Origin of the sequence: Mycobacterium genavense ATCC 51234 (genome assembly GCF_000526915.1) — a bacterium.
GTDB classification, from domain to species: Bacteria; Actinomycetota; Actinomycetes; order Mycobacteriales; family Mycobacteriaceae; genus Mycobacterium; species Mycobacterium genavense.
The window spans coordinates 68,093-80,983 of sequence record NZ_JAGZ01000004.1 but is presented as its reverse complement, the minus strand read 5'-3'; the positions used below and the strand labels follow the sequence as shown (position 1 = coordinate 80,983).

General features: G+C 65.5%; 9 protein-coding genes and 4 pseudogenes. 7 read left to right on the top strand and 6 right to left on the bottom strand.

Annotation, left to right across the window (positions count from 1 at the left end; all coding sequences use genetic code 11):
• Positions 1 to 67: 67 nt before the first annotated feature.
• Positions 68 to 996: pseudogene (locus tag T428_RS27175) on the bottom strand (LysR family transcriptional regulator).
• Between the two features lie 5 nt (positions 997 to 1,001).
• A pseudogene (locus T428_RS27170) lies at positions 1,002 to 2,641 on the bottom strand (acetolactate synthase large subunit).
• 81 nt (positions 2,642 to 2,722) lie between these two features.
• Between T428_RS27170 and T428_RS0110695 the strand changes: the two are divergent.
• A complete protein-coding gene (locus tag T428_RS0110695; protein WP_025736479.1) occupies positions 2,723 to 4,141 on the top strand; it encodes an NADP-dependent succinic semialdehyde dehydrogenase in 1,419 nt (472 codons plus the stop codon).
• Here the strand turns inward: T428_RS0110695 and T428_RS27165 are convergent.
• The 4 genes and pseudogenes from T428_RS27165 to T428_RS0110675 form a co-directional block, all read right to left on the bottom strand.
• Positions 4,100 to 5,074: pseudogene (locus T428_RS27165) on the bottom strand (R2-like ligand-binding oxidase). The gene T428_RS0110695 and the pseudogene T428_RS27165 overlap by 42 nt on opposite strands.
• Positions 5,075 to 5,093: 19 nt before the next feature.
• Positions 5,094 to 5,783 (bottom strand): TetR/AcrR family transcriptional regulator, encoded by a 690-nt coding sequence (locus T428_RS0110685; RefSeq protein WP_025736478.1) that lies wholly within the window; start codon positions 5,781 to 5,783, stop codon positions 5,094 to 5,096.
• A gap of 152 nt (positions 5,784 to 5,935) precedes the next feature.
• Positions 5,936 to 7,643 (bottom strand): annotated as a pseudogene (locus T428_RS27160) (acyl-CoA dehydrogenase family protein).
• Between the two features lie 62 nt (positions 7,644 to 7,705).
• On the bottom strand, positions 7,706 to 8,602 hold the full coding sequence (locus T428_RS0110675; protein WP_025736477.1) for a hypothetical protein: 897 nt from the start codon (positions 8,600 to 8,602) through the stop codon (positions 7,706 to 7,708).
• Between the two features lie 310 nt (positions 8,603 to 8,912).
• On the opposite strand from T428_RS0110675, the gene T428_RS33565 reads away from it, so the two are divergent.
• Genes T428_RS33565 through T428_RS27140 form a run of 6 tightly spaced genes read left to right on the top strand, consistent with a single transcriptional unit; the run spans position 8,913 to position 12,884 of the window.
• On the top strand, positions 8,913 to 9,095 hold the full coding sequence (locus T428_RS33565; protein ID WP_211243931.1) for a hypothetical protein: 183 nt from the start codon (positions 8,913 to 8,915) through the stop codon (positions 9,093 to 9,095).
• Positions 9,096 to 10,154 (top strand): aminotransferase class I/II-fold pyridoxal phosphate-dependent enzyme, encoded by a 1,059-nt coding sequence (locus T428_RS27155; protein WP_211243943.1) that lies wholly within the window; start codon positions 9,096 to 9,098, stop codon positions 10,152 to 10,154.
• A gap of 2 nt (positions 10,155 to 10,156) precedes the next feature.
• Positions 10,157 to 11,047 carry an HpcH/HpaI aldolase/citrate lyase family protein gene (locus T428_RS27150; protein ID WP_051465207.1) on the top strand — a complete coding sequence of 297 codons (891 nt, stop codon included), beginning with the start codon at positions 10,157 to 10,159 and terminating at the stop codon, positions 11,045 to 11,047.
• 26 nt (positions 11,048 to 11,073) lie between these two features.
• Complete coding sequence (locus tag T428_RS27145) at positions 11,074 to 11,598, top strand: MaoC/PaaZ C-terminal domain-containing protein (protein WP_036467783.1); 525 nt, start codon at positions 11,074 to 11,076, stop codon at positions 11,596 to 11,598.
• A 17-nt stretch (positions 11,599 to 11,615) separates the two neighbouring features.
• Positions 11,616 to 11,738, top strand: a complete 123-nt coding sequence (locus tag T428_RS35385; RefSeq protein ID WP_281173775.1) for a hypothetical protein — start codon at positions 11,616 to 11,618, stop codon at positions 11,736 to 11,738.
• Positions 11,739 to 12,884, top strand: a complete 1,146-nt coding sequence (locus T428_RS27140) for an ATP-grasp domain-containing protein (protein ID WP_211243930.1) — start codon at positions 11,739 to 11,741, stop codon at positions 12,882 to 12,884.
• Positions 12,885 to 12,891: the final 7 nt, after the last annotated feature.

Sequence of the window (12,891 nt, the reverse complement as noted above, 5' to 3'; positions counted from 1 at the left end):
CCAGCTTTCGCCGACGACGTCGAATGTGTCCAAGACGCGCTTCCGACTGGCCGATAGGCCGCGCCGATCAGCGCTGGTCAAGTCCGCTGGCCGCCGAACCGAACACCTCACCGATGCCGACGTCGCACGCGACCCGGATCAGCGCACGCGTCACCACCGAGCCCGGTTCTGCCGCGTTCGTGACGAGCGCCATCGGGCGGTAACGGAAGGATCGCGCAGTCGCAGCACTGAGGCCCCGGCCGGTACACCAAGGGCGCGAATCCAAGTATGCGGCATAATACTTGCCCAGCGGCCAGTGCCGACATGCGCGAAGAGCGTTGCGACCGAATCGGTTTCGAGTTGCGGACTCACCGCAAGACCTCGGGTGGCCAATGCGTCGTCGATGACGCGGCGGCCTCGCATCCCTGGGGTCAGCAGGCACAGCGGCTGCGCCAGGGCGTCCGACCAGCTGATGGTGTCCGATTTCCCGGCAAGTAGGTCGGTGCCGACTATCAGCGCCTGGTGCTCCTGATACAGCGGCGTGACCAGGAGTTCGTCGGTATCGTGGCGGTCCGGGTAGAGAACCCCTGCATCTAGCTCGAACCGGCGGATTCGCTCGATGATCCCGGCCGAGCGCAGGTTGGTCTCGACTTGTACCCGCACCAACGGGTGTGCGGCACAAAACGGATCCGTCAGCAGCGCAACGGTGGTCACGGCGTTGGGCACCACCCCCAACCGCAACTCGCCGACGAGGCCAGTCTGCAATGCCGTGACTTCAAGCCGCAGAGCGTCGCAATCTGCCAGTACGCGCCGTGCCCAATGCACGAGACGTTCGCCTTCAGGTGTCAGGCCTTCGAACTTCTGACCACGCTGCACCAACGGGACCTTCAGCTCGCGTTCAAGCTTGCGGATCGCTTCCGACAACGCCGGCTGGGAGACGTGGCAGGCGCTCGCGGCACGGGCGAAATAACGCTCCCGGGCGAGCGCTACGAAGTACTCCAGCTGACGAAACAGCATCGCACCTACAGTGTTTTGTCCAGCTCGCCGAGCCGGTCGGTGAGCCGCAAATTCTCCGAGTAGTCGACGGGACAGCAGATCAGCGAGACCCCGTCGTCGGAGAGTGCGGCCCGCAGCGTCGGCAGCAGCTCGTCGGCGTGCGAGATCCGATATCCTTTGGCGCCAAAGCTTTCGGCGTACTTGACGACGCCGGGGTTGTCGAACTTCACGTAGTAGTGGGCCCCCAGCTCGAGGTCCATCTTCCACTCGATCAGGCCGTAGCCGTCGTCCTCCCAGATCAGCACCACCAGGGGGATCTTTTCCCGCACCGCGGTCTCGATTTCCTGCGAGTTCATCATGAAGGCGCCGTCGCCCACCACAGCGAGCACCTTCGCCTCGGGTCGGGCCAGCTTGACCCCGAGGGCCCCGGGCAGTGCAAAACTTATGGTGGACAAGCCATTGGAGATCAGACACGTGTTGTGTCGGTACGTCGGATACAGCCGGGCCATCCACATCTTGGTGGCTCCGGTGTCGACCAGCACCACGTCGCCGCGGCCCAGCGCCGCCGTGGTGTCGGCAACGACACGCTGCGGCGCCAGCGACCGCGAATCCTGTTGTCCCCGAGCGAATTCCTCGGCCAACAATCCGGATCCGGGAACCTCGGCGTCGTCGAATCGGTGACCGGACAGCGCGTCGGCGAGCTGGTCCAGCGAATCGCTGATGTCGCCGATGATGCCGACGTCCACCGAGTAGTGGGCGTCGACCTCGGTCGGGAATCGATGGATGTGAATGATGTGCTTGTCGGCCTGCGGGTTGATCCGCACCGGGTCGAATTCCTGCAACTCGTAGCCGACCGCGATCACCACATCGGCATGGTCGAAGCCGAAGTTGACGTAGTCGTGCCGCATGAACCCCAGCGTTCCGATGCTGTTGGGATGATCGTCGGGCATCACGCCCTTGCCGTGAAACGTGTTGGCCACCCGAATCCCGAGTTCCTCGGCGAACCGCACCAGGGCGGCCGTCGCGTCGCCACGGGCGGCCCCGTGCCCGGCCAACACCACCGGACACCTGGCGTTGCGCAGGATGTCGACCGCGCGGGCCACCTGGCGGGCGGCCGGCGCGTCGGCCCGGACCACGTTGCGCGGCAACGGCGCCAGCTGATAGTCGGCCTCGTCCTCGTCGATGTGCTCGGGCACGTCCAGGTAGACCGCGGCCGGGCGTTCGGTCTCGGCGGTCTTGAACGCCTTGCGCACCATCTCCGGGATGGCGTGCGAGGTGGGCACCGACGCCGACCACCGGGTGATCGGGACGTACATCGACACCAGGTCGACGTACTGGTGGGACTCCTTGTATTCGCGGTCCTGCCCGACCTGCGCCGAGATCGCGACCACCGGGGTGCTGTTGGTGGTGGCGTCGGCGACGCCAAGTTGCATGTTGATCGCGCCCGGGCCCAGGGTCGCCGAGACCACCCCCGCGCGTCCGGTGACCCGGCCGTACATCTCGGCCATGAAGGCGGCGGCCTGTTCGTGCCGAGTCAGCATGTAGCGGATGTCCGAGGCCGCCAGCGCTTGGATGAACCGGATGTTCTCCTCCCTCGGTATCCCGAATACGACGGAAACTCCCTCGTTTCCAGGCACTTGACGATCAGCTGAGCCGCTGTGCTCATCCGCCACCTCCCTCCTGGAACGATAGTGGCAGGCTAGGTGTTGGACGTTTTACCGACCCACGCAGAGGGAAGGATGTCAGCGTGTCAATCGCGACGATCAACCCGGCCACTGGCGAAACCGTCAAGACCTTCACCCCGGCTACCGACGACGAAGTCGACGCCGCGATCGCGAGGGCACACGCGCGTTTCCTCGACTACCGGCACAGCACCACCTTCGCCCAGCGCGCGCAGTGGGCCAATGCCACCGCCGACCTGCTCGAGGCCGAAGCCGACGACGTCGCGGCGATGATGACCCAGGAGATGGGCAAGACCCTGAAGTCTGCCAAGGCCGAAGCGCTCAAGTGCGCCAAGGGTTTTCGCTACTACGCCGAGAACGCGGAGCGAATGCTGGCCGACGAGCCGGCCGAGGCCGCCAAGGTCAGTGCGAAACAGGCCTACACCCGATGGCAGCCGCTGGGGGTGGTGCTGGCGGTGATGCCGTGGAACTTCCCGCTGTGGCAGGCCGTGCGGTTTGCCGCACCGGCGTTGATGGCCGGCAACGTCGGCCTGCTCAAGCACGCCTCGAACGTGCCGCAGTCGGCGCTGTATTTGTCCGACGTCATCGCCCGCGGCGGGTTCCCCGCGGACTGCTTCCAGACGCTGCTGGTCTCCTCGAGCGCCGTCGAGCGCATCCTGCGCGACCCGCGGGTGGCGGCGGCCACCCTCACCGGTAGCGAGCCGGCCGGCCAATCGGTCGCCGCGATCTGCGGCGACGAGATCAAGCCCACCGTGCTCGAGCTGGGCGGCAGCGACCCGTTCATCGTGATGCCGTCGGTGGACCTCGACGAGGCCGTCAAGACCGCCGTCACGGGCCGGGTGCAGAACAACGGGCAGTCCTGCATCGCCGCCAAGCGGTTTATCGTCCACACCGACATCTACGACGCCTTCGTCGACAAGTTCGTCGAGCGCATGGCCGCACTCAAGGTCGGCGACCCGACCGACCCCGACACCGACGTGGGCCCGCTGGCCACCGAATCCGGCCGCGACGAGATCGCCAAGCAGGTCGACGACGCCGTCGCCGCCGGCGCCAAGGTCCGTCTGGGCGGCAAGACTCCCGACGGCCCGGGGTGGTTCTACCCGCCGACGGTGGTCACCGACATCACCAAGGACATGGCGCTATACACCGAAGAGGTGTTCGGCCCAGTCGCGTCGATGTACCGCGTCTCCGACATCGACGAGGCCATCGAGATCGCCAACGCCACCACGTTCGGGCTGGGCTCCAACGCCTGGACGAACGACGAGGCCGAACAGCAGCGGTTCATCGACGACATCGAGGCCGGCCAGGTTTTCATCAACGGGATGACGGTGTCCTACCCGGAGCTGGGGTTCGGCGGCATCAAGCGCTCCGGCTACGGCCGCGAGTTGGCCGGCCTGGGCATCCGGGCATTCTGCAACGCCAAGACCGTCTGGGTCGGCGCCTCATCCGCCGGGGACGACGGCGGCGACACGAAGGTCGAGTAACCGCCGGGCGTCGGCGAGGCCCGACACGGCGGCCAGCGCCTTTTCGTCCTCCTCGGCGAAGGTGTCCTCGAGCTGCAGCGGCGAGTAGTCGAGGTCGATCTCGCCGACCAGGCGCCCGCGGGTGCTCGAGATGGTGCCGAAGCGTCGCATGCCCTTGTCGGAGGCGTACTGCATGAACTCGTCCACCGACAAACCGAAGGGCATCGGGTCGTACAGCGCGAAGCCCTCTTCGATTCAGGCGCAACCCCAGCGGAATCAACTCGTTCATCCGCGTCTCGAAGACACCCCAGTTGGCGTCGTCGGCGGCGACATCGCGCCGCAGGTGAAGGTGCCCCACGCCATGTGGCGCCGCTCGTCGTCGCCGATGCGCCGCACCAGCTCCTGCATGCCGGGAAGGATGCCGCGGTCCACGCAGATCTTGTGCCAGCCGAAGTAGCCGGTCAGCGCCAGCATGCCTTCGACCATGTGGTTGTAAGTCACCGACGCGCGCACCTGGGCCGCCGGTGACGGATCGTCTGTCAGCGCATTGAGGCAGGCCGGCAGCTCTTCGTAGAAGATCGTCCGGTAAGTCGGGACGTCGTCAAGAAAGTAATGCAGGTCCTCGGTGATGCCGACGGCGTCGAGCCACATCCGGAACACCTGGACGTGCTTGGCCTCCTCGAAGGCGAACTGCGTCAGGTACATCTCGTCGCCGAGTCGGCCCTCGGCGCGCATCGCGGCCATGAACGGCTGGATGTCCTGGGTTACCGATTCCTCGCCCGCGATGAATTCGGCGCACAGCCGGGTCGCGTAGCTGCGTTCGTCGTCGGTCAGGCGTTCCCAGTCCTCGCGGTCCCGGGAGAAATCGATGTCGGCCGGATTCCAGAATTTCGCGTTGCCGCCCGCAAAGAGCTTGAGCGGCAAGCTATCCCAGTTGAGACCGCCTTCGGCCATCGAGGCAACGCGGATCGGTTCATGTGACCTCCTCAGATCGCATAGGGGCTGGTTTGTCGGAGGCTTTCGGCGTCGCGAACGCGGCGATCAGCACCGCGACCAGCCGTCGCACGGCCAGCGCGGGCTGTTCGGGGCTGGGCTCGTCGAGCCCGAGGATAGGATCCAGGCCGCGCATGTAGGGGGCCAGCGCCAAGTGCGGAAAAATCAGCAGCAGCAACGACAGCAGTGCGTCGGTGTCGGCGTCGGCGCGCAGATCGCCGCGGGCCTGAGCGCCGTGCACCAGTGGCCGCAGCACCTCCAGGTAGTGCCGGTGGATGACGCTGCGCACGCTGATGCGGGCGTCGGTGTCGACCTCCAGGGTCGCCGCCGCGTACAGCGATCGTTCCCGCGGATGCTCGGCGAAGTAGGCAACCCAGCCGTCGAGCAGCTCGGTGAGAAATTCGAAGAAGGGGCGGTCCGGGTCGAGCCGGCGGATCAGGTCTTCCATGTACGCGCGCACCCGCTGGCTGCCGATGTCGGCGATGAACGCGAACAGGTCGCGCTTGTCCGCGAAGTACTGGAACAGGCTGCCCTTGGCGACACCGGCCCGGCGCGCGATGACGTTCAGGCTGCCCGCGGAGAATCCGTGTGCCCCGAATTCTGCCTCGGCGGCCTCGATGATCGCGGCGCGACGAGCCGGGTCGACGCGTGCCCATGTCACCGTCGGCATCGAACCTCCCTGTGTCGATGACCAGTGGTCATTTTACTGTGAGCCACGCCACAGTCAAGAGGGTGCGCCGGGGATTCACGGTTCGACGAGCGCGCGGCCAGCCGGGCGCTGGGTCTCGAACGCCCGGCCAGTCGCGCGCTTGAGCAGAGGCGCTACGGCCGCATCTGGTAGGCGCCGTTGATCGGCAGGACGTGTTCCTTCCAGACCTGGTCGTAGCGCGGCGTCGAACGCCGGGCGACGGATCATCCGCATCGCGAAGCGGGCCTGCGCGTCCGTCGTCGCCGACTTGTCCCCCAGTTCGACCGCGTAGCTGTTGAAGTCGTGCACCAGCACCGCGAAGATCTCGTCGATCAGCGCGTCGTCCACCCCGGACAACGGGGCTTCCTCCAGGATCAGCTGCGCGTAGGGAACCGTCGCAAACAGCTGGCCGACGCCGAACGCGAAGTCAATGTCCTTCTGCTGCAGCGCATCTGGAGTCGCTGAAGCCAGCATCTCGGCCAGCACGTCGATCTGCTCACGCAGCAGGGCGACATTGGGCAGGTGCGCGAAGCTGTCGAACGGCGTGCGCCAATCGTGGAACCGCACCTTGCCCAATCCCCCAGTCGGTCCCTGGTTGAACAGGAACGAATCGTCGACGGCCTCGTCGCGGCGTCCGATCAGCGGCAGTTCGCCGTTCGGCGCGAACAGGTAGTTGGGCATGAACTTGGCCAGCAACCCGATGTTGATGTGGACGGTGCCCTCCAGCCTGGGCAGCAGCCCGATCTCGCGGACCATGGCCTCGAAGATGGTGTCCTTTTCGACGCCCTTGGCGGCGATCACATCCCACAGCGCGGTGATCACCCGCTCGCCCTCGCTGGTGATCTTCGCCTTGGTCAGCGGGCTGTACAGCAGGTAGCGAAGATCCTCGGCCGAGGCGCTGCGCATGTAGTCGCTGGCGCGGGTGGCGACGAGCTTCATCGCGATCAGGCGCGCGTAGGCATCGGTGAGCAGGCGCCGCACGTGGCTGAAGTCGGTGACGACGGTGCCGTACAGGTAGCGGTTGGCCGCGTGGGTCACCGCCTCGTACATGGCGTGGGTGCACATGCCGACCGCGCCCCAACCGAGGTTGTACTTGCAGATGTTGACGGTGTTGAGCGCGGCGTGGAAGGCCCCGGGCCCGCGGTGCAGCAGGTCGGCCTCGGTGACCGGGTAGTCGCGCAGCGCGTAGTTGGCGACGTAGTTCTGCGAGTTGACGACGTTCTTGATCAGCTCGTAGCGCTCGTGCTGAGAGTCGGCGACGAAGAACACGTACTCGTCTTCTTGTCCAGGCGTGCCGGCGATCTTGCCGAACGTCGAAACCATCCGCGCGACGTTGGCATTGCCGATGTAGTACTTCTCGCCGCTGGCCGACCAACCGCCCCCGCTCGGCGTCAGGATCATGTCGGTCTGGTAGACGTCGGCGCCGTGGCTCTGCTCGGACAATCCGAAGCCGAACACCTCACCGGCCTCCAATTGGGCCGCGGCCTTGCGGTTGGCGTTGTCGTTGTCGCTCATCCAGATCGGGCCCAGACCCAGGGCCGTGACCTGGAAGGGATACCAGTAGTTGAGCCCGTAGAAGCCGACGATCTCGGCGAATTCGCTGATTCGGTAGGTGTCCCAGCGGCAGTCGCTCGCGCCGTACTGCGACGGGGTCAGCAGCGAGGCGAAGATGCGTTCCCGCCCGACGTGGTCAAGGAAATCGGAGTACCAGACCCGCGCGTGATCGTCGGCCTTCAACCGCGCCTTGCCCCGGGACTCGAAGAAGTCGACGGTGGCGGCCATGATCTCCCCGGATCGAGCGTCGGGGTAGCGGCGTTGCAGATGGTTGGGATCGAGCAACATGCGGCAGACGGTACGCCATCAGCGCGGCCGCGGGGGCCGGCCCGGGATCAGACCGCGGGAACTCATGCCGGTTGTCGCCGGGTGAAAAATATCGCGAGGCTCGCGGGGACGATGAGCAGTCCGAGCAGCAGAGCGGGCCAGTTCACCGCTCGGCCGACCGCCATCTCCACGAAGAGTGCGATGGCCGGTATCAATGCCAGCGCGGCAGTCACCAGGACCGGCGCCAACCGCTGAATGGCGTACTGCATCAAGAAGAATGGCACCACCAACGACGCGAACGCGGCTCCGATCGCCGTGCGCAATGACAGCGTGGGCGCGGCGAGCAATCCGGCCGGGACGAGGACGAGCAAGGCGGTGGCGGCCACGACGACCGTCGCGTAGTAGCGGTGGGCCATCACCTGCCACACGCCGACCCCGTTGCGCGCCAGGTTACGGGACACCACGGCCACGCCGCCGGCGGCGGTGCCGTCGATGACGCCCAGCACGGCTGCGACCAGCATCGCCACCGGGCCGCGAGCATCCGATCCGGCCAGTACGACCACGAGCAGGGCACCCAGCACGGCCAGCAGGCATACGGCCACCCTTTGCACCAGGCCGAGGCCGGTGGCGGCCTGACCGCGACGGGCTTCAACCACCGACCAAGCCGTGATCGCAAGCGGAGCGATAGAGGCGCCCAGCGTGAAGACGACCACCGCGCTGTAGACCGCCACACCCAGCAGGAGGGCGACTAAAGTCACCGCCGTCCACAGATTCAACCAGCCCAAGCTCCGCACGACCGGCGCACCGGCGGGCGCGCAGGACGGGTACCTGCGAGCGGCGACCGCTCCCAGCACCGCCGATGCGGACGCGGCGATCGCCAAGATCAGCAGGCTGTCCGCCGCGGTGATCATCGACAAACCCAGCAACGCCGTGATCACCGCATGCAGCCCGCTACCGGTCAGAAGAGCGAGCCAGGGCATCAGCCCGTCTCCGGGGGGATGTTCGACATGGCGATAAGAGTGCCGACCGCACGCGGGGATGTCTGTCGGCCAAGCGGCCGCCGACGAGGACGATTCGGCTGTCCCTCGATCGGGGGAGACGACATTCATCACGCGCTCCGACCGATCGGCGGATGGCCGGCCGGCGCGGATCTTCCTACCGTGCAACATGTTGCAACGACGATGGCCATCGTTAGTTCACGGATCTTCCGGACAGAGGCGTTCCAGGGCCGCTGGCGAGCCACGCCATTCCGTATTACCCAACGCGTTTCTACAAGGAGACCCGTGATGAATGCACCGGCCCCAGATCCACCGGTTCCAACACAACGCCAAGGCCGTCGCCATCGGCAATCCCGCATGGCAGGCTGCAGCCGACAACAAGCTGCTGGACAACAGCGTGCGTTACGTCGGCAATGACCGGTTGGAGCGGCAAAGCGATGGCCACCGTTTCATCAACATGATCTCGTGCTCCTAACTGGGGCTGCACTCGCACCCTTGGGTTCTGGAAGGCGCTCGCGCGGCCATAGATTCGGAGCAAACGTTCGCCCTGTCCGCCTCACTGCTGCGTATCCGGTTCGCCATCATCGACGAACTCGAAGCCGGACTCTCGGCCTTGTTCAGGGCTCGCTGCATCTCCGCGATCTCCACGGCGGTGGCCAGTTCCGCGGTATTGCCCCTGATCGCGTCGGGGCACCTGACCGACGACGGCGAACCGCGCGTGATGGTGTTCGACAAGCATGCCCACTTCTCGCTGAACTACATCAAGCCCATCTGCGCCGACGAAGCGCCCGTGTATACCTCGCCCCACAACGACCTCAACTACCTCGAAGACATTTGCAAGAAGCACAAGCGAGTTGCCTACGTCGCCGACGGCGCCTACTCGCTGGGCGGCGTCGCGCCGGTCAAAGAGCTGATGGAGTTGCAGGACCGCTACGGCCTGCTCCTCTTCTTCGACGAGGCCCACTCGTTGTCGATGTACGGCGAACGGGGCGAAGTAATCGTGCGCTCGATGATGCCCGAGCAGCTCAACCCGCTGACGATCATCGTCGCCTCGCTCGGCAAGGCCTACGCCGCCAGCGGCGGGGTCATCATGTTGGGTCCCGAGGAACACTATGACGTTCTGATGCGATTCGGCGGTCCGCTGGCGTGGTCCAAGCCGGCGAACGCACCGACGATCGGTGCCTGCCTGGGTTCACTACGGGTACACAATTCACCCGAGCTGGCGGCGCGGCAGCAACAACTGCGCCAAAACGCCGCGTTGTTCGACACCCTGATCGCCACCCCGCAGGCCGGCCTGGACACCCCTATCCGGGTGATCGAGATCGGTGACGACACCAAGGCAGTCGACCTTTCCCGAGAAATCATGGAGCGCGGCTACTACACCTCCGCGGTCTTTTTCCCGGTCACCGCCAGGGGCCACGCGGGACTGCGAATCATGCTCCGGTCGGACAACGACCCCGACGATATCCGCCGCTTCGCCGCAACCGTCAACGAATTGGTGGCATCGAAATCCGAAGAATTGGTTGGTGTTTGACGATGGCTCAGCCACAGTTATTGCAACACAGCATGTTTCGCACCATGCTGATGACCAGCGCTATCACTCCGCGCCGGTACCAGGCAGCACTGCAGTCGGGCGCCGACGTGTGCACCCTGGATCTCGAAGATGCCGTCCCGCCCGCCCGGCGTGAAGAGGCTCGTCGCAACGCGTCTCAGGTGTTCACCCGGTCCTCGACCGAGAACGTCCGCGCCTTGCGGATCAACGGCCTGCGCACGGTCGACGGCTTGCACGACATCCTCGCCCTCGTCTATGGCGCCATCAGGCCCGACGCGCTGCTGGTGCCGAAAGTGAACTGCGCGCACGATTTACTCATCCTGGAAGACATGCTGGGTGACTACCTTGCGGATGTGGCTTTTCTGGCGACGATTGAAACCGCGGCCGGGCTGGCCGCGGTCGAGGAAATCGCCACCGCCACGCCACGGGTGCGTGCGCTGGTATTCGGTGCCGCCGACTTCGCGGTCGACCTAGGCATATCGATGGACTGGGAGCCGTTGCTTTATGCGCGCTCACGGATCGTCACGGCGGCCGCCATCGCCGGCATCCCGGCGATCGATGCGCCCACCTTCGACCTGAGGGACGAGCTCGCGCTCAAGATCGACGTGAACCGCGCGCGAGCTCGGCTTCACAGGCAAGGCCGCGGTGCAACCACGCCAGGTGGCCGTGATCAACGACGGTTTACGCCGCTGCCTGCGGAGGTGGAACGAGCCCGACGTGTCATCGAAATCGCGCACGCACAGTCCGGAGAGATCGGGGTCGTGGACGGGCAAATGGTCGGTCCACCCATGGTTGCCGCGGCACGGCGGCTGCTGGCACGGGTGAAAAACGTTGAGGCACCGGGCCGTGGGCCGGCCGTCACTCCGGTTCACTGAATCTGCTGCGAGTGGAGGGGTTAGTCATGGATCAGGTCCGCGCCTACAAGAAGGTTGGCGATCGCCGCTGGCGGGAATCACCCGGTCTGGTGTTCGAAGATTTCGAGGTTGGGGCAATCGTCGAACACCGACCGGGCCGCACCCTGACCGAGGCCGACAACATCTGGATGTCGTTGCTGTCACATAACTTGCATCCGTTGCATATTGACGATGCCTACTGCGAAAAGACCGAGTGGAAAAGGCCTTTGGTGTCCAGCCTGGTCACTTTGTCCATCGTCTCCGGCATGAGCGTTCCCAGCACCAGCGCCAAGGGTCTGGCGAATCTGAGCTGGGACAACATCCGCCTCGTCGCCCCGGTTTTCGTCGGAGACACCATCTATGCCGAGACCGAGTACCTGGACAAGCGCCTGTCGGAGTCCCGGCCGAATCAAGGCATCGTCAGCTGCGCCACCCGTGGAGTCAAAGCGGACGGCACGGTATTCCTTACCTGCCAACGGGCGTTCCTATTGCCAACTCGCGAACACGATCTCGAGGACCTGGCCGCATACTGAATCGAATAGAGAATCACGTGCCCGACGAATCCACCCGACACGTCGTATTGGTCGATACCTACGCATCCATCGGGACCGAACTGGCCGAGGATTTCCGGCGCGCCGGATATACCCCGCTGCGGGTACAAAGCGGCGCCTAGGTGCCGATAGCCCTGCAGGGTCTACCGGACCACTACCCCTACGACGTCGACGTCGTGCACCGCGGCGACTTGTCCGAGACGTTGGCCGCGTTACTGCCGTGGCGTCCCGTCGCAGTGGTGGCCGGTACCGAGCCGGGAGTGGGACTGGCCGACGCGCTGAGCGAGGCCTTGCATCCGATCACCGGTGCACCGACCAACGGAACGGCGTTGAGCCCCGCGCGGCGCGACAAATATCTGATGATCGAGCGAATCAAGGAGCAGGGTCTGCGCGGAGCCCGTCAGATTCTGGTGGAAGACGAGGACCAACTCCTCAACTGGCACAAGAAAGTTGGCGGCCGCGTCATTCTCAAGCCACTGAGAAGTGCCGGCAACGACGGTGTCGCCTGGTGCGACAGTCCCGACGAGGCCGTGCGGGCCTTTCGGCACCTCAACCGCCGCAGCAATGTACTGTACGAGCGCCATGACGGTGTGGTGGCCCAGGAATGCTTGGTGGGCACCGAATACACGGTCGACACGGTCAGCTGCGATGGCGTGCACCAAGTGTGCGACATCTGGGAGACCCATCGCATCAGTGCGAACGGTGTCCCCGATCTTACGGTCGCCTGGCGGCTGCTGCCCGCGACCGGCGAAGTGCAGGACGAGCTGGTCGCTTACGCGCTCGCCGTGCTCGATGCGCTCGGTATCCGGTACGGCGCGGCCCATGCCGAGATCAAGATGACGGCCGACGGGCCGTGCCTGATCGAAGTGGGCGCGCGCATAGCGGGCGCCAACCTGCCCGCGAGCGCGCGCCTGGCCACCGGACAGTCGCAGATCGAATGGATGGTGGACGCCTACGTGCGACCCGAGCGATTCGCCCAACGCAGCGGGGGCCCATACCGCCTGCACAAGCACGTCGCCCGAGCCGTGATGGTCGCCCCACAAAGCGGCACATTGATCGCCTATCACGACCTGGCGACCATCAAGGAGCTCCCCAGCTTCCTCGACATGCGGGTCCGGGTGAATCCCGGCGACCAACTGCGCCAAACCACCGACGACCTGACCTACCCCATTTTCGTCACGCTGGCACATGAGGTCGGCGAAGTGGTGGCTCGCGATCTTTGGACGCTGCGCTACCTGGACGGCCCGAGCTTCTACGAACTGGCCTAGAAGGGGC